19 protein-coding genes and 1 pseudogene are annotated in these 20,576 nt (G+C 60.3%); 5 read left to right on the top strand and 15 right to left on the bottom strand.

Annotation, left to right across the window (positions count from 1 at the left end; translation table 11 throughout):
* Window positions 1–88: 88 nt before the first annotated feature.
* The 5 genes and pseudogenes from E8M77_RS14235 to E8M77_RS14215 form a co-directional block, all read right to left on the bottom strand.
* Window positions 89–463: pseudogene (locus E8M77_RS14235) on the bottom strand (transposase); the annotation flags it as partial.
* A 110-nt stretch (window positions 464–573) separates the two neighbouring features.
* On the bottom strand, window positions 574–2,508 hold the full coding sequence (locus E8M77_RS14230; protein WP_137131298.1) for a methyl-accepting chemotaxis protein: 1,935 nt from the start codon (window positions 2,506–2,508) through the stop codon (window positions 574–576).
* Window positions 2,509–2,819: 311 nt separating this feature from the next.
* Window positions 2,820–3,740, bottom strand: a complete 921-nt coding sequence (locus tag E8M77_RS14225) for an NAD(P)-dependent oxidoreductase (protein WP_281408195.1) — start codon at window positions 3,738–3,740, stop codon at window positions 2,820–2,822.
* A gap of 23 nt (window positions 3,741–3,763) precedes the next feature.
* Window positions 3,764–4,174, bottom strand: coding sequence for a CopD family protein (locus E8M77_RS14220; RefSeq protein ID WP_137131296.1), 411 nt, complete (start codon window positions 4,172–4,174; stop codon window positions 3,764–3,766).
* A gap of 3 nt (window positions 4,175–4,177) precedes the next feature.
* Window positions 4,178–4,738, bottom strand: coding sequence for a DinB family protein (locus tag E8M77_RS14215; protein WP_137131295.1), 561 nt, complete (start codon window positions 4,736–4,738; stop codon window positions 4,178–4,180).
* Window positions 4,739–4,937: 199 nt separating this feature from the next.
* On the opposite strand from E8M77_RS14215, the gene E8M77_RS14210 reads away from it, so the two are divergent.
* Complete coding sequence (locus tag E8M77_RS14210; RefSeq protein WP_137131294.1) at window positions 4,938–5,126, top strand: hypothetical protein; 189 nt, start codon at window positions 4,938–4,940, stop codon at window positions 5,124–5,126.
* Here E8M77_RS14210 and E8M77_RS14205 read toward each other — a convergent pair.
* The 6 genes from E8M77_RS14205 to E8M77_RS14180 all read right to left on the bottom strand — a co-directional run bounded on the left by E8M77_RS14205 (window position 5,116) and on the right by E8M77_RS14180 (window position 9,749).
* The gene (locus tag E8M77_RS14205) at window positions 5,116–5,931 is read right to left on the bottom strand and encodes a methyltransferase domain-containing protein (protein WP_137131293.1); all 816 of its coding nucleotides are present in this window, start codon (window positions 5,929–5,931) and stop codon (window positions 5,116–5,118) included. The genes E8M77_RS14210 and E8M77_RS14205 overlap by 11 nt on opposite strands.
* A 98-nt stretch (window positions 5,932–6,029) precedes the next feature.
* Window positions 6,030–6,296: an aspartate-semialdehyde dehydrogenase gene (locus tag E8M77_RS14200; RefSeq protein WP_137131311.1), complete on the bottom strand. Its 267-nt coding sequence runs from the start codon at window positions 6,294–6,296 to the stop codon at window positions 6,030–6,032.
* Between the two features lie 174 nt (window positions 6,297–6,470).
* Window positions 6,471–6,986, bottom strand: coding sequence for a molybdopterin-guanine dinucleotide biosynthesis protein B (mobB, locus tag E8M77_RS14195; protein ID WP_137131292.1), 516 nt, complete (start codon window positions 6,984–6,986; stop codon window positions 6,471–6,473).
* On the bottom strand, window positions 6,983–7,615 hold the full coding sequence (gene mobA / locus E8M77_RS14190; RefSeq protein WP_137131291.1) for a molybdenum cofactor guanylyltransferase MobA: 633 nt from the start codon (window positions 7,613–7,615) through the stop codon (window positions 6,983–6,985). Before mobA ends, mobB begins: the two co-directional genes overlap by 4 nt.
* A complete protein-coding gene (locus E8M77_RS14185) occupies window positions 7,612–8,820 on the bottom strand; it encodes a multidrug effflux MFS transporter (RefSeq protein WP_137131290.1) in 1,209 nt (402 codons plus the stop codon). Before E8M77_RS14185 ends, mobA begins: the two co-directional genes overlap by 4 nt.
* A 23-nt stretch (window positions 8,821–8,843) precedes the next feature.
* Complete coding sequence (locus E8M77_RS14180) at window positions 8,844–9,749, bottom strand: DMT family transporter (protein WP_137131289.1); 906 nt, start codon at window positions 9,747–9,749, stop codon at window positions 8,844–8,846.
* A 251-nt stretch (window positions 9,750–10,000) separates the two neighbouring features.
* Here E8M77_RS14180 and E8M77_RS14175 point away from each other — a divergent pair, with 251 nt between their 5' ends.
* Window positions 10,001–12,529 (top strand): methyl-accepting chemotaxis protein, encoded by a 2,529-nt coding sequence (locus E8M77_RS14175; RefSeq protein WP_137131288.1) that lies wholly within the window; start codon window positions 10,001–10,003, stop codon window positions 12,527–12,529.
* A gap of 76 nt (window positions 12,530–12,605) precedes the next feature.
* Here E8M77_RS14175 and E8M77_RS14170 read toward each other — a convergent pair whose 3' ends face one another.
* Window positions 12,606–13,037, bottom strand: a complete 432-nt coding sequence (locus E8M77_RS14170) for a hypothetical protein (RefSeq protein WP_137131287.1) — start codon at window positions 13,035–13,037, stop codon at window positions 12,606–12,608.
* 62 nt (window positions 13,038–13,099) lie between these two features.
* Window positions 13,100–14,086 (bottom strand): GTP 3',8-cyclase MoaA, encoded by a 987-nt coding sequence (moaA, locus tag E8M77_RS14165; RefSeq protein WP_246659267.1) that lies wholly within the window; start codon window positions 14,084–14,086, stop codon window positions 13,100–13,102.
* Between the two features lie 190 nt (window positions 14,087–14,276).
* On the opposite strand from moaA, the gene E8M77_RS14160 reads away from it, so the two are divergent.
* Complete coding sequence (locus E8M77_RS14160) at window positions 14,277–14,663, top strand: DUF971 domain-containing protein (protein ID WP_137131286.1); 387 nt, start codon at window positions 14,277–14,279, stop codon at window positions 14,661–14,663.
* Between the two features lie 69 nt (window positions 14,664–14,732).
* The gene (locus E8M77_RS14155) at window positions 14,733–15,341 is read left to right on the top strand and encodes a pyridoxamine 5'-phosphate oxidase family protein (protein WP_137131285.1); all 609 of its coding nucleotides are present in this window, start codon (window positions 14,733–14,735) and stop codon (window positions 15,339–15,341) included.
* Between the two features lie 22 nt (window positions 15,342–15,363).
* Here E8M77_RS14155 and E8M77_RS14150 read toward each other — a convergent pair whose 3' ends face one another.
* Window positions 15,364–16,434: a GGDEF domain-containing protein gene (locus E8M77_RS14150; protein ID WP_137131284.1), complete on the bottom strand. Its 1,071-nt coding sequence runs from the start codon at window positions 16,432–16,434 to the stop codon at window positions 15,364–15,366.
* Between the two features lie 280 nt (window positions 16,435–16,714).
* A complete protein-coding gene (gene fumC / locus E8M77_RS14145) occupies window positions 16,715–18,103 on the bottom strand; it encodes a class II fumarate hydratase (protein WP_137131283.1) in 1,389 nt (462 codons plus the stop codon).
* 475 nt (window positions 18,104–18,578) lie between these two features.
* Here fumC and E8M77_RS14140 point away from each other — a divergent pair, with 475 nt between their 5' ends.
* Complete coding sequence (locus E8M77_RS14140) at window positions 18,579–20,510, top strand: L,D-transpeptidase family protein (protein WP_246659264.1); 1,932 nt, start codon at window positions 18,579–18,581, stop codon at window positions 20,508–20,510.
* Window positions 20,511–20,576 lie beyond the last annotated feature (66 nt).

Genomic DNA, 20,576 nt, shown 5'->3' with positions numbered 1-20,576 from the left:
GGTAAATCTCCGGTTTGCAGTTCGCACCAGAGATTCTGATTCATTGCCGTTTGGGAAGCCCAAGAGTCGCAGTCAATGAGGACGCGTAGAAGATGTCCTGCGCCACGGACGTATCGTTGAAGCGGCGGCGGCGGTTCTGGGAAAGCGTAGAGGCATCGAAGACCGGATCCGTCAGCTTCATCCGGAGAAACCAGCGATAGGCCACGTTCACCTCGATCTCGCGCATCAGTTGGCGCTCCGAGCGGATGCCAAACAGGTAGCCGATGAACAGCGCCCTGAACATCAGCGTCGGATCGAGCGGAGGCCTGCCATTGTCGGCGCAGTAAAGGCCGGCAACACGATCATGGATGAAGGAAAAGTCGATCACCGCGTCGATCTTGCGAAGCAGATGACCCTTCGGCACCAGGCTGTCGAGCGTCACCATCTCGAGGGCCGTCTGTTCGGGAGCAGGTTTCTTCAACATGTCACAGTGAATCACAAACCCCTGGATGTGACCAGAGGTTTGTCAGCAGTCTGGGCCGGTCACGCGGGTGCGTGACCGGCCTTTCTTTGTTTTGTTTCTGATATGGCCGATCAGAATTCTTCCCAACTTTCCACCGCTGCACCGCCACCCTTGACGGCGCGGGAGACCCTGTTGACGAGTTTGCGGGCCGGCGAGGCAGATGCTACGTGCCGCGCTGCGGATGCCATGGCGACAGTCGATCCTGGTGCTGTACCAGCCTGCAGCTGAAAGCGGGCGATCAGTTGGCGCAGACGGTCGCCTTCACTGGACAGGCTGCTGCTTGCGGCTGTCGCCTGTTCAACCATGGCTGCGTTCTGCTGGGTCACCTGATCCATCTGGTTGACGGCAGTATTGACTTCGGAGAGGCCGAGCGCCTGCTCGCGCGCCGAGGTTGCGATGGCGTCCAGCTGGGTGTTGATGGATACGACATGACCTTCGATGACCTGGAGCGCCTCACCGGTGGCGGTGACCAGCTGCACGCCGTTCTCCACCTGGTCGGCCGAGGCGCGGATCAGCCCCTTGATCTCCTTGGCGGCCTGGGCGGAACGCTGCGCCAGTTCGCGTACTTCCTGTGCAACGACAGCAAAGCCCTTGCCGGCTTCGCCAGCGCGGGCGGCTTCCACGCCGGCATTCAATGCAAGCAGGTTGGTCTGGAAGGCAATCTCGTCGATCACACCGATGATCGAAGAGATCTGGCTGGACGATTGTTCGATGCGGTGCATGGCATCGACGGCATTGGCAACGACCTGGCCGGACTGCTGCGCGGCGCGATTGGCTTCGATGGCGACTGTACGCGCTTCTTCGGTGCGCTTTGATGAATTCGTAACATTGGCAGTGATCTCATCCAGCGCCGCAGCCGTCTGCTCGAGCGAGGCGGCCTGCTGTTCGGTGCGCTTGGACAGGTCATTGGCGCTCTGGCTCAGTTCGCGCGAGCCGGTGTCGATCGACACGGCGGAGGTCGCGACATGGGAGAGAGTATCCTTCAGGCGAGCAACCGCAGAGTTGAAATCAACGCGCAGGCCCTCGAATTCCGCCGAGAAGGGGTGGTTCAGCTGGACGGTAAGATCGCCGTCGGCCAGATGGTTGAGACCCTTTGCCAGGCCGGTCGTGGCCTGTTCCATGGCCGCTGCGCGGGCGCTGTCTGCTTCGGCATTGCGGCGGCGTTCGACGTCGGTGAGATTGCGTTCCTGCGCGGCTTGTTCTTCGCTCTCGCGCGCCTTCGTGCCGTTTTCCTTGAAGACCTGCACGGCCCGCGCCATGGCGCCCACCTCGTCGCGCCGGTCCACGCCATCCACGGTTGCTGTCAGGTCGCCGTTAGCCAGCACGCCCATGGTCGAGGCGAGGGCGTGGATGGGCTTGATGATGGAGGTTCGGATGATCAGGAATCCGACGGCGCAGACAGCCAGGATGCCGGCGCTGATGACTAAGAACATGGTGATAACGGTGGAATGCGTCTTGGCGGTCAGCGCATCGCCCTTTTCCGTGGCATTCTTCAGAATTCGCATCGTGTTCTGCGTCATGGTTTCGGCCAGTTGCAGGAAGTCCGGCTGGCATTTCTCGTAGAACTGCGCCTGAATCTTCTGGTTCTGGACGGGGTCCGTGGTCGCCAGGCCGGCCTCGATCACGCCCCGGCATGTCACGTCGACGATGCGCAGGCTGGCTGCCTTGATGTCCTGCAACTGCTGCTCCTGCGGGAGTGCTGCGATGGCATCGTCCATCATCTGGATAAAGCGCGTGCGCGTGGCGGAAAACTCGTCCCGCGAACGGTTCAATATGGTCGTGTCGGTCGCCATGATGATGTCGCCGATCGTTGCGCGCAGCGTCTGGAAGTTGCGGTTGGCCCGTGCAATCGACACCGAGGCCGTCGAATCATGATCGAGCAGGGCGTTATAGTCCGTGTCCACATCCTTCATCACGACGGAGGCGTTGATCGTCACTCCCAAGGCAAAGATCGCGAACATCCCCATTATGATGAAAAACTTCACGAGTATCGATAGATTTTTCATTGTAGAAATTCCTAAATTAGAATATCTTTTTCGGGTTAAGGAAGTTCAGTCGATCAACCTTTAATGATTTCATGAATACGTTGTTAATCGGAAATAGATGGTTAAATTTGTTCTATAGATACTGTACTATTAGATGCTGTAGTCGCAATTTTTGGTGTTGCAGCTTGCAGATGTCGCGCGGCAATACATTCGTGTCTTCGAATGTTTCAAGCTTGTGCCGTGCATATGCATAAGTGCGTGCGGATAGGGCGGTGCCTTTCCGACGCGGGTGCTGTGCGCCGGAAAGGTGAGGCAAGCGGTGGCCGACGGTTCTACTTTTCCAGCCGTGCAAGCAGCGACGAAGTGTCCCAGCGATTGCCGCCGAGCTTTTGCACCTCGCCATAGAACTGATCGACCAATGCGGTGACCGGCAGGCTGGCACCATTGCGGCGGGCTTCTGTCAGCACGATGTCGAGGTCCTTGCGCATCCAGTCGACGGCAAAGCCGAATTCATAGCTGCTCTGGTTCATCGTCTTGTGGCGGTTTTCCATCTGCCAGGAGCCTGCGGCACCCTTGGAGATGACGTCGACAACCTTTTCAATGTCCAGGCCGGCTTTTTTGCCAAAATGAATCCCCTCGGCCAAGCCCTGGACGAGGCCGGCGATGCAGATCTGGTTGATCATCTTGGTCAACTGGCCAGAGCCGACGGGGCCCATCAGGCCAACCATGCGGGCATAGGCATCAATGACCGGCTTTGCCTTGGCAAACACTGTTTCGTCGCCGCCGCACATGACGGTCAGCACGCCGTTTTCTGCGCCAGCCTGACCGCCGGAGACGGGCGCATCGATGAAGAAGCAGCCCTTTGCCTTGGCGGCGGCATCCAGTTCGCGGGCAACTTCGGCCGAGGCCGTCGTATTGTCGATAAGGATGGCACCGGGCTTCATGCCGGCGAAAACGCCGGTCTCGCTGACTGTGACGGAGCGCAGATCGTCGTCATTGCCGACGCAGGTGAAGACGAAATCGGCATCGCGCGTGGCCTCGACCGGAGTGGCCGCATGGGCGCCGCCGAACTTGTCCGCCCAGGCTTTGGCCTTTGCCGCCGTGCGATTATAGACCGTGACCTCGTGGCCGCCCTTTACCTTGAGGTGGCCCGCCATGGGGAAGCCCATGACGCCAAGACCGATGAATGCAACCTTCGCCATTTTAAAATACTCCTGCGACTGGGTTATGATGCTGGGTAAGGGGCGGTGCACTCTACGGCCTGCCCCCTTGTCCTTCAGAATGGCTTGATGATGGCAAGCAGCACGACGGTGACACTGCACACCAGCACGATCGGCATGCCCTTGGACACGAAGGCCGGTGGGTCGAGACGCGGATCGGCTTCCATGCGGCGAAGCCATGCGCCCTGCATGCCATGCAGCGCCGATAGCAGGACGACGATGAGCAGCTTCAAATGCAGCCATCCGCCGGAAAAGCCGACATAGCCGAACAGAAGAATGAGACCGAACAGCCAGGCGCCGCCGAGTGCTGCCGTGGTAACGATGCGGTCATAGCGGCGCAGTGCCGAGATAACGCCGGTTCGGATGGCGTCCGGCACCATGCCGATGACGAAGGCATTGATCAGCATGCCGCCGATCCAGATGATATCGGATGCGACATGCAGGCCCTTGAAGACGAGATAAGACATGGATCAACCCCAGATCTGAGTTTCGGAAAAGCCGAGTTCGATGAAATCCGGGCGCCTGAGCGCCTGTTCACCGGGATCGGCGGGAAAGAATTCATCCAGTTGCGGTGGCGCGACGCCCGTGCCCGACAGCATGGCATGCACCTGGCCGCGATGGTGGATCTGGTGCTGGAAGAGATGCAGCAGCAGCCGGTCATTGCGCTCGAACTGGTTTTTCTCGCCCCTCGGGATGGTGACCTCAAGCGCCAACATATCCGGGTCAAGCTGCCGACAGTGATCGATCAGGCGGCGATCGACAGCGCGTTGTTCGCGCTCCAGATCAATGATGAGGAGGAAGGGGATCTCGGGCTCGAAAGCCTTGATGCCTGTCGGCTCTCCCTCGAGCGCGCTGAGATAGAACCAGTCGACCGTCAGGTTGTGGTTGAGCGTATGGATGATGCTGGGGAAGAAGCCCGTGCGCCGGGTGACAAGTTCTGTGGCCGACAGTTGTCGGCAGGCGCGCAAAAGGCGGTGATTGGCCCAGGCATTGTTATAGGCCTGGGCAAGGAAATAGCGTTGCGGGGTCATGCTGGCCCTCCTAGCCGAAGCAGAATTTAGAGAGACGCGGGGCAGATGGCTAGAGCATTTCCGGCAGGCTGTCATGTTTGGCGAGATGATCCTGTCATGCGGCAAATGATCACAATCGCCAAAACGGGCCGATGCGGGTTAACGGAGGTATTAAGATGCGCTAAAATTCATATTCACGACCTTGCACGAGGGGAAACTCATGTTCCGTGACCTCAACTTCTATTACCGCCGGCTGCCGGAGCCGCCACCACCACCGAAGCGCCGCCTGACGGCGCGCGAGGAAAAGGTGATGGTCTGGCTCGTCTGCATCAATCTTGTCATTCTTCTCGTCGCGCCGGTGGGCGGCGCGACGGTCATTCATGCGGCTGTCTCGATGATCAGCCCTTGAAGCGGGCAATCACCAGGTGGCCGGGCGATGGCTGGCCTTCCTGCATGCGCACGTTGATTTCCGTCATTTCGACGATCTCGAATCCGGTGGCGGCCAAGCGCTCGCGGATATAGCTTTCCGAATGGGCAAAACGCTGGTGCGGGCCGACCATATAAGGGCGTCCGGCCAGAACGTCGTCGGACAGGGTTTCGGACGAGAAGACGAAGATACCACCCTTCACCATGTTTTCCGCCGCGCCGAAGAACAGCGGCTCCAGCGCGCCGAGATAGGGCAGAACATCGGTGGCGGTGATCAGATCGAAAGGCTCGTCGTCATTGTCTTCGAGGAAATCCTCGATTTCGGCGACATAGAGCGTCTCGTAGAGATCCTTCTCATGGGCGATCTCGACCATGTTTTCGGAAATGTCGATGCCGGTGATATCCTCGCACAGATCACGCAATGTGCCGCCGGTGAGGCCCGTGCCGCAACCGAGATCCAGCATGCGCTTGAAGGGTCCAAGCTCGGCCTCCTGCAGGTGCTGGAGCACGAGCTTCGGTACGTCATAGCCCAGCTGCGCCACGAGGATATCCTCAAAGCTTTCGGCATGCTGATCAAACAGCGTTTCTACATAGGCATCCGGCGCCCTGGTCGGTGTATCGCCACGACCGAGCGAGGCAATGCGCACGCACGCGCCGCCATGATCTTCCGGATCGATGGCAAGCACTTCGCGATAGGCTGCAACCGCCTGATCGATCTCGCCGGCCTTTTCATGCGCGAGCGCCCTGTTATAGGCTTCCGCCAGCGCGTCTTCGTCGATCTTGGTCATGGCTTGCCTCTTTGATCCGTCTTCAGATGATGAGGCGGCTTTAAGCTGCAAGGCCAGGATTGGCAAGAAGAAGCGGTGAACGGGCCGGGGCTGTGCCGTCAATGCAGGATGAATTCACCCTTCAGCGCCCGCCATTCGCTGGCGGCGATCATCTTGTGGTGCACATAGCGCACCGAATGCAGCGGTCCATCGAGCTTTTCCTGCCAGAATTTCAGGAAGCCGCGCATTTCGGGGAAGTCCGGCGCCAGATCATAGTGCTGCCAGATATAGGTTTGCAGCAAAGTCGGGTGATCGGGCAGGCGGTAGAGGATCTGCGCAGTCGTCAGGCCGTAGCCCTTCAGCATCATGTCCATGTCGGGTGCCATTGCGTGTGCCATGCTTTATCCCTCGGAGTTGACCCTTTGAGTGACGCCAGGCGCCACAGGAAGAGTGCAGCACGACAGGCTTAACCGAGGCTTAATTCGACAGGCTGCATAGACAAAATAAGTTTTAGAATCAGTGTATTGGCACTCTCCCTGAATGGCTGCTGCCAGCCGTCTTCAGGCCCGTCGGCCAAGCCCTGTGACTGTGACGACGAAATTGGCAATCGCCTGCGTGTCATTAAGGTCAAAGACGGGAAGGGTGGTGCCCTCGACCGGGTGATCGGCAGCGATTGCCACGATATGCGGATCGGTCGGCGCGAGCGGCTCGCGGTTCTTGGCATCAAGACGCCGGGCCTCGATCTTCGGCACGGCCTCGCGCTTGTAGCCTTCGATCAATACGAGGTCGCAAGGCGCAAGCCTGCCGAGGATTTCGTTGAAGGACGGTTCGGGCGCGCCGCGCAATTCATGCATGATGGCAAAGCGCGTGCCCGAGACAAGCGCCACTTCATGGGCGCCGGCCTGTCGGTGGCGAAAGCTGTCGGCACCGACCTTGTCGATATCGAAATCATGATGGGCATGCTTGATGGTGGAGACGCGGTAGCCGCGCGCCGTCAATTCCTCGACAAGGCGCACCGCAAGGCCGGTCTTGCCGGAATTCTTCCAGCCGGAAATTCCAAAGATCTTTGGGGTCATGCGCCAGCCTCGACGAAGCGCCGGGCATTTTCAAGATCTTCCGGCGTATTGAGGTTGAGAAAGGGATCGAGCGGTCCCACTGGTGTGTCGATATCGGCAAAGGCGACCAGCACGGTGTTGTGGCGGCTGAGGAAGGTTTTCACCCGTGGTTCGTCTGGCCCATCAAGAAAGTCTTGCAGGGCGCTGGCCAGCGAGATTGGCCAGAGGCCGCAGACCGGGTGCATGGCACCCTGCGAGGTGGCAATCGCGATGACATTATCGGTCGTGACGCTTTGCGCCAGCTTTTCCACCAGGTTATGCGGCAGGAAGGGGCTGTCGATCGGCACGGTCAGCACATGCGAGGCCTGCGGCACCTGACGTGCCGCATGCTGCATGGCGGCAAGGATGCCGGCAAGCGGGCCGGGACGGCCCGGCAGACTATCCGGCACCAGCGGCAGGCCTTGCGATACCGGGTGATCGAGCGGTGCGTTTAGCGCAAGTGTGGAGACCTGCGGCTTGATGCGGGCGATCACATGATCGAGCAGCGACCTCCCGCCCAGCACGATCTGCGCCTTATCGCGCCCCATGCGCCGCGACAGGCCGCCGGCCAGGATGACGGCTGGAGGAATGATGAGAGGCATTCCTGTCATGACAGATCGGCATCCTTTGCCGTGCGGCGGATCATTTCAGTACAGACAAGCGCGAGAAATGCGGAGGCGAGCATGATGAGGAGAACCGGCATAACACCCGTTTCTTCCGACAGGACCGCACCGGCAACCACGGAGAGACCCGCGCCGCCGCCGACATAAAGCGCGCCGCCAAGACCCGATGCGGAGCCTGCCAGATGCGGGCGCACGCTGACAAGCCCGGCATTGGCACTGGGCAGCGTGACGCCATTGCCAAGCCCGACCAGCACCAGCGGGCCGAAGAAGGCAAGTGCGCTGTCAGAACCGCGTGCCACCAGAAGGATGGAGGAGAGAACGCCGAGCGTCGAGAGCGTATTGCCGGTGGTGATCATCGCCATCAGTCCGATACGGCTGGCATAGCGGCCGGAGATGAAATTGCCGATCGTATAGCCGAGCGCCAGAAGCATGAACTGCATGCCGAGCATGGCCGGCGACAGGTGATAGATGACCGTGCCGATAAACGGAGCGGCGCCCAGGAAGGCATAGAAAATGCCAGAGGCAAAGCCGCAGGTGAGCGCATAGCCCCAGAAGGCCGGTGCCCGGATCAGTTCCGGCCAGGCGCGAAACTGTTCGCCAATGCTTTTCGAACGGTTCTGGTTGGTTTCGCCGAGATCGCCCCAGGAAATGACGACACAGACCAGCGCATAGACCAGCATGACGACGAAATTGGCCTGCCAGCCCAAGGCATCGTTGAGAACGCCGCCAACCGCCGGCGCCACCATCGGCACCAGCGACATGCCCATGGTGACATAGCCGATCATCGAGGCTGCTTCATTGGCCGGCACCATGTCGCGCACGATGGCGCGCGACAGGACGAAACCGGCGACGATGCCGGTCTGCATGATGCGGCCGATCATGAAGACGGTGACATTGGGGGCAAACAGGCAAATCAGCGTGCCGAGCGCCAGCATGATGATGCTGCCGATCATCACCGGGCGGCGACCGAGAAGATCAGACAGCGGGCCGATGATCAGCTGCAAAACGGCGGTGCCGGCCAGATAGCCGGAGACGGCCAGCTGCATCACGGCATAGCTGGTGTTGAAATGCGTGGCCATGGCCGACAGCGACGGCAGGAAGATGTTCATGGTGAGCGCTGCAAGTCCGGCCACCAGCACGAGGGTGGAGATATGCGGCGGCGTTTGGCGATTGAAATAGCGTGACTGTGCCATGATGAGCGATCCTTCTTTGCCGCTCAATGGGGCGTCTGCGCGACAGTTTCGGCCATGAGGCTGCGGGCGCGCAGTTTTTCGCGATAGAAGGCATAGAGGCCGGAAGCGACAATGAGGCTGGCGCCGACCGCCATATAGCCATCCGGTGTTTCGCCGAAGAAATAGAAGCCGAGGCTGAGCGAAAAGATCAGGCTGGTGTAGCGGAAGGGCGCGACGAAGGAGATATCGCCGGAGCGCATGGCGCTGACAATCGTCTGGTAGCCGGCGAGGATGAGACAGGCGGCCGTGGCCAGATGCAGCAGTGCCGACATGCTGACCGGGCTCCAGCCACCCATAGGCGCAATCAGAAGCGCGCCGAACAGCGTGTTGGTGAGACCGGCAAACAGCGAGATGAGCAGAGTTGGCACGCCGGCTTCGATGCGCTTTGTGGTGAGATCGCGCCCGCAGGTGAAGAAAACGGCAATAACCGCCAGAAGCGTTGCCGGCACGAAACTGTCAGGGCTGGGGCGCAGAACGATGATGACGCCGATGAAGCCGATGAAAATGGCCAGCCAGCGCCGCCAGCCGACCTTTTCGCCAAAGAAGGCCCAGGCGCCGAAGGTGACGGCAAGCGGCAGCGACAGAAGGATAGTGGCTGCCACGGCCAGATCGATATGGGCGAGCGCCGAGATATAGGTGACGGCGGCGCCGATCTCGAACGTCGAGCGCAGAAGAACCTTCGGCTTGAACATCAGCCGGAATTTTGACAGCACGCCATAGTGCCTCGCCATGGCCATGAGCAGTATGGAGGTGATGGCGCCGCGTATGAACATGATCTGACCGGTGTTCATCTCCGGCGTCACCTGTTTGACGAAAGCGTCGTTGGCCGTGAACACGGCCATGGCGAGCGTCATCATCAGCGCGCCGCGCGCATTCTGCGACAATGGCATTTCCGATTCCCTAGGCTGTTTTTCTCGGGTTTTAGCAGATGCTTAAAGCATCGCGCGAGCCTGAGCCAGCCGTTTCAACCCGGTAAACGGGACCATCTGTCGCGTTTTGCCGACAAAGTGCGTCTGCGGCCATTCTGCTTAACTAAAGTTCAACGCTTATGGCGTCACTTTGGGCCGATCCCGCATGATGCGGGACGACAGCGCCACCATGCCGATGAAAGGCTCTGCGGGCGGCCGCACGGGGAGGTGCCATGTCATTCCTGGATCGTCTACTTCAAAGTCGCCGGATTGTGACGAAGGTTCTGCTGTTCGTCGTGCCGCTGATCCTTCTGATCGCCGGCGTCGGGCTTGCGGGCTTCTACACGGCGCGCATGCTGAACGGCCATATGACGGTAACACGTGCGACCATCGAGAATATCGGTGATTTCGAACGCCTGCAGGCCGATCTGCTCGGCTTTCTTGCCTCCCCCAGCCAGGTCTCGCTGAAAACGCTGAACGACAGCATTCAAAATCAGGATGACGGCGTAAAAGCGCTGGACGGGTTGCTGGCGACGGAGGGTGACCGCGCCCGCATTGCTGTCGTGGCGCAGACGGCACCGGCCATTCGTGAAAGAGTGGCGGCGCTCTGGGAGATCGAGCGTAAGATGACGCGCACCGAGCAGGCGATGGAAGCTGGCGTCGATGACATCCGCATGCTGGCCTCCTCGGTCGACGCGCAGATTGCCACCGTCCGCAAGGAGGCCGAAGGCAAGGAGCGTTTTGCCAAGGGTGCTCTGTTTGACGCCTATGTGCTGAAGACCGTGGCGCGCCGCATGGAGAATGTGCAGGAAGCCATCCAGAATGTTCCAAGCGATGCTACCGTCGTCAAGGCGACAGGCACCTATGTGGCCGTGCTGCAAAAAGAATTCGCCAAGGTTGAAGGCAAGGCCAGCTCCAAGGTGCTGCGCATGCTGGATGCCGTGAAAACGCAGGCCAAAACCATCGAGACGCTTCTGGCCAGCGATCAGCCGCTGCCGGAAAAGGCGCAGGCGACCCGCGACGCCGTGCAGGCGCTGATGCCGATGCGCGATGTCTTCATGCAGGAAGTGGCCAAGAGCACCACCAATGCCACCGACCGTTTCGCCAATCTGGAAGATGAAGTGCAGCTGATGCGCAGCCTGCTTGTGGAAAGCGGCAAGGCGCTACAGCTGATCGATCTGTTGCAGCTGCATACGGAACGGCTGCGCGTCAGCCTGACGGTTGCCGCCCGTGAAGAAGTGCTCGCAGATATTCGTGCGCTGACTCAGACAAGCGCCAATGTGAGCCGACTTGGCGTGAAGAATGCTACGATGCTGGAGTTTGCGCCGCAGATTCAACCGCTTCTCGATGCCATGACGAAGAATACCGAAATGCTGCTGACGCTTGCCGGCGAGTGGAAAACGGCGCGCGGATCGGCCGAGGAAACGCTGTCCAGGGGCATGACGGGTCTCAAGGATTTTGTCACGCAATCGCAGGAGAGCGGCAAGCAGGACAGTGAGCGCTCTGCCAAGATTTCCATTGCGGCCACCGTCATCGGCACATTGCTTGCTATTATCGGTGCGCTGATGCTGGTGGAAACCCTGCGCGGGCCTCTGCGGCGTGTGACCGAGATCATGACCCGGCTTGCCGGCGGTGATCTGGAGGTGAAGATCGAGGGCCGCGAACGCGGCGACGAGATCGGCGACATGGTGCGCTCGGTCAGCGTGTTCCGCGATTCCGCACTGGAAAACATTCGCCTTGAGCAGGAAGCCAATGCCAGCCGTGAAGCCTCCAGCATAGAGGCGGAACGGCGTGCGGCCGAGCGCGCCCGCATTTCCAACGAGCAGCGTGAGGCGCTGGCCGCTCTCTCGCAGGTTCTGCATCTTCTGGCCGAGGGCGATCTCGAGCAGGAGATGAACGAGAACCTGTCGGCCGATTTCGTCGAGATGGCGCAGACCTATAATCAGGCTGTGCGAACCCTGCGCGCAACGCTTGCCGATGTGCGCTCCGTTGCCAGCGACATCAACAGCGGCACCGGCAATCTGGCCACTTCCGCCGATGATCTGGCGCGGCGCACCGAACAGCAGGCGGCAGCGCTGGAGCAATCGACGCGGGCGTTGCACCAGCTTTCCGACATCGTGCGCTCGACGGCCACCAGCGCCCAGCGCACGGCCCAGTCGGTCAACCAGACGGAAGCCTTTGCCACCCGTTCGGGCGAAGTCGTCACCAGCGCCATCCAGGCGATGGACGAGATCAGCCGGTCTTCCAACAAGATCAGCACGATCATTTCGGTGATCGACGAGATTGCCTTCCAGACGAATCTTCTGGCGCTGAATGCCGGCGTGGAAGCGGCCCGTGCGGGCGAAGCGGGTCGCGGCTTTGCCGTGGTGGCCCAGGAAGTGCGCGAACTGGCGCAGCGCTGCGCCAATGCAGCGCGGGAAATCAAGGGCCTGATTTCCGCAAGCGCCCAGCAGGTGGAAAACGGCGTTCATCTTGTGGAGCAGACCGGCACGGCCCTGACGGAGATCATCAGCCATATCAGCACGGTGCAGAAGCTGGTTGCCGATATTTCGGCGGCAACCGGCGAACAGTCGATCGGCATCGGCGAGGTGACGCAGTCGCTGGGCGAGGTGCAGCTGATCACCCAGCGCAATGCCGCCATGGTCGAGGAAAACAATGCCGAGATCCACGGTTTGCGCGGTCGCGTCGAGGCGCTGGCCGATAAGATCGACCATTTCAAGACCAGCGAACCGGGCGGCCGCCGCACCAGCTGGGCCGCCTGATAGGGTAGATTTGCCAGCCAGCCTGACCGATCCCATTCAGCCGTCGCGGAGCCATCTGCGGCGGTTTTGTGTGTGCTCAGGGCCTGATCCTGGTGACGGTGTCTCCGGCAAAGACAATGACATAGCCGCCCTGGACTTCCACTGCGGCGGCCCATTGGCGAAGCTCGCCGACAAAGGGTTCTGCGCGCCAGGCATCGGCACGGTCCGGATCGACGAGAACGGTGACCTGCGCGCCCTGTTCATAAACCATCATGCCCGTGACCGCCGGCTCCCAATGGCGCCCAAGCCTTTGCGAGGATAGCCAGTGACAGTGGAAATCACGACAGAGCTGGGGTCTCGCCTCATAGATGCGGCAGCCCTCTTGCGCCACGCAGTGCCGGCACCAGGCATTGGCGGGCTTGTCCAGCGCATCGATATCCGGCAGGCGGCAACAGAGCGTGCAGGTGCCGCAGCGGCGGGCAGCCGGTTCTTCAATCGCGTCTGCGGGAAAATTCGTGGCACGGGTCATCGACCGCTCTATAGCTGAAAGATCGGCTGCTTGCACCTGTCGACACCGGTCTAAGTTGACCGTCAGCCGCCGGTGACGCTCATATGGCGGGCAACGGCTGGGCGGTTGTTGCGATCGATGATGAAATCATGCCCCTTGGGCTTGCGGCTGATCGCCTCGTCGATGGCGGCTGACAGGAAGGCATCATCGGGAGAGGCGCGCAATGCCGTGCGCAGGTCCGCCGCATCGTTCTGGCCCAGGCACATATAGAGCGTGCCGGTGCAGGTGAGGCGCACGCGGTTGCAGCCTTCGCAGAAATTATGCGTCATCGGCGTGATGAAGCCGAGGCGCCCGCCGGTTTCCTTCACGGTGACATAGCGGGCCGGGCCACCGGTCTTGTAGGGGATGTCCTCCAGCGTGAACTGCTGTTCGAGGCTCTGGCGCAGCGCAGACAGCGGCAGATATTGGTCCGTGCGGTCCTCGTCGATTTCGCCCATCGGCATGGTCTCGATGACGGTCAGATCCATGCCGCGGCCATGGGCAAAGCGCAGCATGTCTGGGATTTCCTGATCGTTGAAGCCCTTCAGCGCCACGGCATTCAGCTTGATCTTCAGCCCGGCCTTCTGGGCGGCATCGATGCCTTCCATCACCTTCGGCAACTCGCCCCAGCGGGTGATCGCCTTGAACTTGTCGGGATCGAGCGTATCGACCGAGACATTGATGCGCCGCACGCCAGAGTCAAAGAGTTCATCGGCATAGCGGGCAAGCTGCGAGCCATTGGTCGTCAGCGTCAGCTCATCGAGATGGCCAGCCTCGATATGCCGGCCGATGGCGCGCACCAGATACATGATATTCTTGCGCACCAGCGGTTCGCCGCCGGTAAGCCGAAGCTTGCGCACGCCCTTTTCGATGAAGGCGGAACAGAGCCGGTCGAGCTCCTCCAGCGTTAGCAGGTCCTTCTTGGGCAGGAAGGTCATGTTTTCCGCCATGCAATAGGTGCAGCGGAAATCACAGCGGTCGGTCACCGAGACGCGCAGATAGGTCACGGCCCGGCCAAACGGGTCGATCATCGGCTGTTTTTGTACGTTCAGCGGTGCGTGCGGGTGAAGCGGGTCGACCAGACTGTTCAATTCATGTCCTCCGGTTCTTCTAAAATGGGTCTTGAAGTCACGGGCGTCAAGTCGGATAGGGTTGTTCCTGCGCGGCCACTTGCAGGAAGGGCCGATTGCTCCATGTTTCCCTGCAAATGGAAGAGCCATCATGACTGAAGCCTTCGACCAGGCCTGGCCGACCGAATTGCGCGTTTCCGAAGATCGCCGGACCCTGACCGTGAGTTTTGACGACGGCGCGTCCTTTTCGTTGCCGGCGGAGATGATGCGCGTCCTGTCGCCCTCGGCGGAAGTTCAGGGCCATGGGCCGGGCCAGAAGGTCACCGTGCCCGGCAAGCGGCTGGTCGGCATTCGCAATGTCGTTGCTGCCGGCAATTATGCGGTGCGCATTGCCTTTGATGACGGGCATGACAGCGGCATCTTTACCTGGCGTTATCTGCGCGAGCTGGGCCAGGATGGCGCCTCGCTGTTTGCCGGTTATGAAGCCGAGCTTGCCGAGAAGGGCATGAACCGCGACAACCCGGCGGTGGCCCGATAGGTCGATATCGGCTTGATCATGAAGGCTTTACGCAATAGCGTCGCCAAGCGGAAACGGGGAGGCGCGGCCATGGACCATATCGAAACCATCGATCAGCTGCGGCAGATCTATGGTGCATCTTCCGAAGCATCACGCATCAAGGTGACGCCTGCGCTGACGCCTGAATACCGGCTTATGATCGAAGCCTCGCCCTTCATGGCGCTGGCAACGGTTGGCCCGGAAGGGCTTGACTGTTCGCCGCGCGGCGATCTGGGTGGCGTGGTGCGGGTGGATGATGCAACGACCGTGCTTTTGCCGGACTGGCGTGGCAATAACCGCGTCGACAGTCTGGAAAACATCGTGCGAGATCCGCGCGTCGCCCTGATGTTCCTGATCCCCGGTTCCAATAGCGTGCTGCGTATCAATGGCCGGGCTGTTGTTTCTGTTGCGCCGGGCCTGCTCGAGAGTTTCGAGATGGATGGAAAACACCCGCGCACTGTCGTGGTCGTGACCATCGGCGAGGTCTATTTCCAATGTGCGCGGGCCGTGATGCGCGCCGATTTGTGGAACCCGGAGCGCTTCCGTGAGCCCGGCACACTGCCGACACCGGGCGACATGTTGAAGGCAGCCAAGGATGATTTCGACAAGGAGAGCTATGACCGCGAATGGCCCACACGTGCCACAGCCAGCATGTGGTAACCGGTCTCTTTTCCGCTGAGCCCTATTTCTTGTAGATCAACCAGCCCTTGCCGGCATAGTCCTTGCGCATGCCATCGGCGAAGAGGACCGTGCGGTTGCGGCCGCCATTCTTGGCGCTGTAGAGTGCCGTATCGGCCTTGATATAAAGATCGCCGGGATCATTTGCCTGGGAGGCCATGGCAAAGCCAAGCGAAATGGTGATCGGACCATAGTCCACACCGGTACGCGAATTGCGAAAAGGGCGGATTTCCAGTGCGCGGCGAATGCGTTCGCACATGCCGGTGACCTCGTCGGGCGTATTGCCCTCGACGATCAGTGCAAATTCCTCGCCCCCGGTGCGCGCCGTGAAGATATCCTTGCGCACATTGGAGCGCAGAACGGCGGCCACCGAGGCAAGGATCTTGTCACCCACAGGATGCCCATAGGTATCGTTGACCTTCTTGAAATGATCGATGTCTGCCAGAACCAGCGCCGTCACCGGCAGGCGCATCGGATCATTGTAGATGGCGGTCAGCTGTTCGTCGAAGGCGCGGCGATTGGAGAGACGTGTCAGGGAATCCGTATTGGCAATGCGCTTGTATTCGTCGAGCTCCTTGCGGACCTGGTCCATTTCCTGCGAGCGCTGGACGACGCCTTCCACCGTGCGCTCGCCACTCTCCAGCGTCTTGCCGGTGGCATCGCTGAGAATGGAGATGGCATTGCGCAGAATGTCCGTCGAGGTCGTGGTCTTTGCATTGATGCGCAATGATGTTTCGTCGAGCAGCCGGTTATAGGTCTCGAGCGAAGTTTGCTCCTTGCGCAACAGCGCCAGCAGGTCATCGAGTTCCGACAGGATGCGCGTATGCGCCTTGTCCACGACAGAGGCCTGGCCGAGCCCGAGATGGGTCATGGCCAGATGGTCCAGTTCTTCCTGGCGCGCCTTGCTGCCTAAAAGTGCAAGCTCGCGGCTCAGGGCCGGGTTGCTGCCGATGAAGGCCTCGTAGAAAATCTGGTAATTGCGCGGAATAGGCGACACGCCCATGGTCCGCATGGCATGCATGATCTGGCCTGCGACGTCCAAGGCTGGCGCTCGTGGCGCAACGGCCGTGCTCATTGCTCTACTCCGATGCTGGCTGCGTCATCCTTAAGTACATGATTATGCGGAAAATATTTGGAAACAATTAAAATCCGTCACATTCGATCATGCGGCTCAGAGCGCAAATATCGATAAGGTATCGCTAAATAAATAAGAGATTCAGAGGGCTTTACGGAATTAATGTGGTTGTGACGGTATTCAAAAAAAGTCAATGGTTGCATTGATTGCGTGAAGGAATGACCCTTGCGGCGCAGGGCAGGGCGCGGAGATCCTTTCCGCGCCCTGCAATGATCAGATTTTACTTCGGGCCGATCATGTTTTCCGGACGGACATACTGGTCGAATTCTTCATTGGACAGATAGCCACCGCCGACGGCTTCGTCGCGCAGGGTCGTGCCGTTCTTGTGGGCGGTCTTGGCAATCTTGGCGCAGAGATCATAGCCAAGCTTGCCGTTGAGGGCGGTGACCAGCATCAGCGAATTTTCAACGCCCTTGCGGATATTGTCCTCGCGGGCCTCGATGCCGACGACGCAATTGTCGGTGAAGGACACGGCGGCATCGGCCAGCAGCTGGACCGACTGCAGGAAGTTGTAGGCCATCATCGGATTGTAGACATTCAATTCGAAATGGCCCTGGCTGCCGGCAAAGGTGATGGCGGCATTGTTGCCAAAGATGTGGGCGCAAACCTGGGTGAGGGCTTCCGACTGGGTGGGATTGACCTTGCCCGGCATGATGGACGAGCCCGGCTCGTTTTCCGGCAGCGACAATTCGCCAAGGCCGGCACGCGGGCCGGAGCCGAGGAAGCGGATGTCGTTGGCGATCTTGAAGAGGGCAGCGGCTGCGGCATTGATGGCGCCATGGGCAAATACCATAGCATCATGCGAGGCGAGCGCCTCGAACTTGTTGGGTGCCGTGATGAAGGGCAGGCCGGTGATCGCGGCGATCTCTTCGGCGACTTTTTCGGCAAAGCCAACCGGTGCATTCAGCCCCGTACCGACAGCCGTGCCGCCCTGGGCAAGCTCGTAGAGACCCGGCAGCGAGATTTCCAGTCGCTTTATGGCAGAGGCGACCTGCGCGGCATAGCCGCCGAATTCCTGGCCGAGCGTCAGCGGCGTGGCATCCTGCGTGTGGGTGCGGCCGATCTTGATGATATGGGCAAAGGCCTTGGATTTCGCATCCAGTGCCGCATGCAGGTGCTTGAGGCCGGGGATCAGAATGCGCACGATCTGTTCGGCGCAGGCGATGTGCATGGCCGTCGGATAGGTGTCATTCGACGATTGGCTCATGTTGACGTGATCGTTGGGGTGGACCGGCTTCTTCGAGCCCATCACGCCGCCCAGCATTTCGATGGCGCGGTTTGAGATCACTTCATTGGCATTCATATTGGACTGGGTGCCAGAACCGGTCTGCCAGACGACGAGCGGGAAGTGGTCGTTGAGCTTGCCGTCGATCACTTCCTGGGCGGCTGCGATGATCGCATCGCCAATCTTGGCGTCGAGACCGCCGAGCGCCATGTTGGCGCGGGCCGCGGCCTGCTTGACGATGCCGAGTGCACGCACGACGGAGAGGGGCTGTTTTTCCCAGCCGATCTTGAAATTGCCGAGCGATCGCTCTGCCTGGGCGCCCCAATAACGGTCGCTGGCGACCTCGATCGGGCCAAATGTATCGGTTTCGGTGCGCGTGGTCATCGTCAAGCCTCTATGTGACATTGTCCAAAAGGGTGCATTGGATCCAAAAGCTGCATGGGCCCCAACTAGCCAAGGGGCGCGGGGCATGCAAGGTCGGGCGCGCGAATTACTATACGATTGGCATGTGACTGCAAGCGTTGCGAGGGGCAAACGCGGCCTGTCAACATGGAATGGCGGTGGCCGCCGATATGCAAGGGGCTTAAGGGGCGTGCCCTGAAAGACACTCTGCCCAAGTTTCGCGTCCCGGCCGTCACACGTCACCAGACCGTGATCGGTAGGACTAATGCCTCGTCAGTAAAAATTTAACGAATGGTTTCTTAAGGTTCTGGAAACGATGGAAGCTGCCGCGCCGGTGTTTGCACCGGCTGACGCTGCCATTCGTTTACTTTTCACGCCGCGTCCGTTCCGCTAGACAGGCGCAGCATAAAAAAGCAAATAGCCGTGATTCAAGGCGCACAAGGTGACGAGGCCGACATTGTCCAATTTCCATCAGAAGACTTCCCTCGCACTTGCGCTGCTGTCTGGCATTTCGTTTTCCGCTCTGGGCACCAGCCGCGCTGAGGCGCTGACGCTGATGGACATGCTGCGCGGCAAGCGCCAAAGCGTTCAAGAACAGGTTGAAGGCCAGGTCGGCATGCCTGCGATTTCCGGCGCCGAACAGCGCGCCATCGACCGCAGCGATCCGGAGCCGCTGCCGAAGGTCACAGGGCCGAAATACTATACCTACAAGGCCGAGAGCATGCGCCTGGTCAAGGCCGCCGGTCTGGCGCCGGCCACATCCACGACATCGACGCGCTTCATGGCAGAAGCGAAGGTTTCAGCACCGGCAGATGTGGCGGCAGCCGTCGAGGCCTATTATGCCAAGGGTGGCGCCCTTCTTTGGGTGGACAAGGATGATGTCAGTGAGCGGGCGCGCATGGTGCTGGCAGGCTTTGAGAAGGCCGAGGAATTCGGTCTGGACCCGGCCGATTACCAGCTGAAGGTGCCCTCGCTGACGACGGCAAGCGTCACGGATGCACAGCCGGTCGCCACCACCATCGCCGCGACCGATGGTAGCCCGTCCACGGCGCCCGACTTACCGGCTGCGCCTGTGTCGCCCGCCGACCAGTATCAGAAGGATCTGATGCAGTTTGAACTGGCTCTGTCCGCCAAGGTCGTGCTGTTTGCGCAGGATATGCAGCGTGGCCGGATCGATCCCAATCGCATTTCCGGCTATCATGACCTGAAGCGGCGTGATGTGAACCTTGCCACAGTTCTGCCCTCAGCAGCGCAGGCGGTCGATGCCGGCGCCTATCTGGCAAGCCTTCAGCCTGCAAGCCCGCAATTTGCCGCGCTGAAGGCCGAGCTTGCGCATCTGCGCGCCGAAGCGGGCGCTTCCGAACCGGTGGTGCGCCTGCCGCAGGATCTGGTGCTGAAGCCCGGCAACCAGAATGCCGAGCTTGCCAATGTGATTGCCGCCATCGAAAAGCGCGGCTCCGAGGCCTTGAAGGCCACGCATGCCGCAACGCTTGCCGCCTATCAGGACACACCGGATTATGCGCCGGAGCTTGTCGAATTGGTCAAGGGTTTCCAGAAGGAGATCGGCCTGAAGGCGGATGGCGTGATCGGGCCTGCAACCGTGCGCGCCATGGCCGGCCACTCCGCCGCCGATAAGATCGAGAAGGTCATTGTCGCCATGGAGCAGACAAAATGGCTGCCGAATGATCTGGGGACCCGTTACGTCTTCATCAATCAGCCGGCCTTCCGCGTCTATTATCACGAGAGCGGCCAGGAACAGTTTTCTATGCGCGTCGTGGTGGGCTCGAAGTCCAACCAGACCTATTTCTTCCAGGACGAGATCAAGACCGTGGAAGTGAACCCCTATTGGGGTGTGCCGCAGTCGATCATCATCAACGAGATGCTGCCGAAGCTGCGCCAGGACCCGAACTATCTCGATCGCCTCGGCTATCAGGTGGAAGTGGGCGGCAAGGCCGTGCCCTCCAATTCGGTCAACTGGTTCGGCTCGACCCAGTCGATTTCTGTTCGCCAGCCGCCATCCAGCGACAATGCGCTCGGCGAATTGAAGATCCTCTTCCCCAATAGCCATGCCATCTATATGCATGACACGCCGTCGAAGAGCTTCTTCCAGAAGGATATGCGCGCGCTCAGCCATGGTTGCGTCCGGCTTGCCGAACCGCGCAAGATGGCCGCCGCCGTGCTTGGGATCAGCGAAGCCGATGTCGGTGCCCGCATTGCCCAGGGCAAGAATGCCGCCCTTCCGGTGACAGCCAATATTCCGGTCTATGTTGCCTATTTCACCGCCTGGCCGAACAAGGATGGCAAGGTCGAGTTTTTCGATGACGTCTATAGCCGCGACGATGCTGTGATGAAGGCCTTTGTCGAAACGACGAGGGCGCGCGGCGCCTGATCGTTTGGCACATGATGGATTGAAAACGCCCGCAGCCAGCCTGCGGGCGTTTTTGATTGTGCCGGG

The sequence above is a fragment of the Rhizobium sp. FY34 genome, from assembly GCF_005222845.1.
In the GTDB taxonomy this organism is placed as follows: domain Bacteria; phylum Pseudomonadota; class Alphaproteobacteria; order Rhizobiales; family Rhizobiaceae; genus Neorhizobium.
This window is presented reverse-complemented; position numbering and strand designations above follow the sequence as displayed.

Excerpts from the sequence above, each read along its gene's own strand:
- E8M77_RS14180 (WP_137131289.1), bottom strand. The coding sequence starts at position 9,749 with ATGCCATTGTCGCAGAATGCGCGCGGCGCGCTGATGATGACGCTCGCC.
- E8M77_RS14210 (WP_137131294.1), top strand. The coding sequence starts at position 4,938 with ATGTTCCGTGACCTCAACTTCTATTACCGCCGGCTGCCGGAGCCGCCA.
- E8M77_RS14205 (WP_137131293.1), bottom strand. The coding sequence starts at position 5,931 with ATGACCAAGATCGACGAAGACGCGCTGGCGGAAGCCTATAACAGGGCG.
- E8M77_RS14200 (WP_137131311.1), bottom strand. The coding sequence starts at position 6,296 with ATGGCACCCGACATGGACATGATGCTGAAGGGCTACGGCCTGACGACT.
- E8M77_RS14185 (WP_137131290.1), bottom strand. The coding sequence starts at position 8,820 with ATGGCACAGTCACGCTATTTCAATCGCCAAACGCCGCCGCATATCTCC.
- E8M77_RS14230 (WP_137131298.1), bottom strand. The coding sequence starts at position 2,508 with ATGAAAAATCTATCGATACTCGTGAAGTTTTTCATCATAATGGGGATG.
- E8M77_RS14170 (WP_137131287.1), bottom strand. The coding sequence starts at position 13,037 with ATGACCCGTGCCACGAATTTTCCCGCAGACGCGATTGAAGAACCGGCT.
- E8M77_RS14150 (WP_137131284.1), bottom strand. The coding sequence starts at position 16,434 with ATGAGCACGGCCGTTGCGCCACGAGCGCCAGCCTTGGACGTCGCAGGC.
- moaA (WP_246659267.1), bottom strand. The coding sequence starts at position 14,086 with ATGATCGACCCGTTTGGCCGGGCCGTGACCTATCTGCGCGTCTCGGTG.
- E8M77_RS14215 (WP_137131295.1), bottom strand. The coding sequence starts at position 4,738 with ATGACCCCGCAACGCTATTTCCTTGCCCAGGCCTATAACAATGCCTGG.
- E8M77_RS14175 (WP_137131288.1), top strand. The coding sequence starts at position 10,001 with ATGTCATTCCTGGATCGTCTACTTCAAAGTCGCCGGATTGTGACGAAG.
- E8M77_RS14220 (WP_137131296.1), bottom strand. The coding sequence starts at position 4,174 with ATGTCTTATCTCGTCTTCAAGGGCCTGCATGTCGCATCCGATATCATC.
- fumC (WP_137131283.1), bottom strand. The coding sequence starts at position 18,103 with ATGACCACGCGCACCGAAACCGATACATTTGGCCCGATCGAGGTCGCC.
- E8M77_RS14160 (WP_137131286.1), top strand. The coding sequence starts at position 14,277 with ATGACTGAAGCCTTCGACCAGGCCTGGCCGACCGAATTGCGCGTTTCC.
- mobA (WP_137131291.1), bottom strand. The coding sequence starts at position 7,615 with ATGACAGGAATGCCTCTCATCATTCCTCCAGCCGTCATCCTGGCCGGC.
- E8M77_RS14155 (WP_137131285.1), top strand. The coding sequence starts at position 14,733 with ATGGACCATATCGAAACCATCGATCAGCTGCGGCAGATCTATGGTGCA.
- mobB (WP_137131292.1), bottom strand. The coding sequence starts at position 6,986 with ATGACCCCAAAGATCTTTGGAATTTCCGGCTGGAAGAATTCCGGCAAG.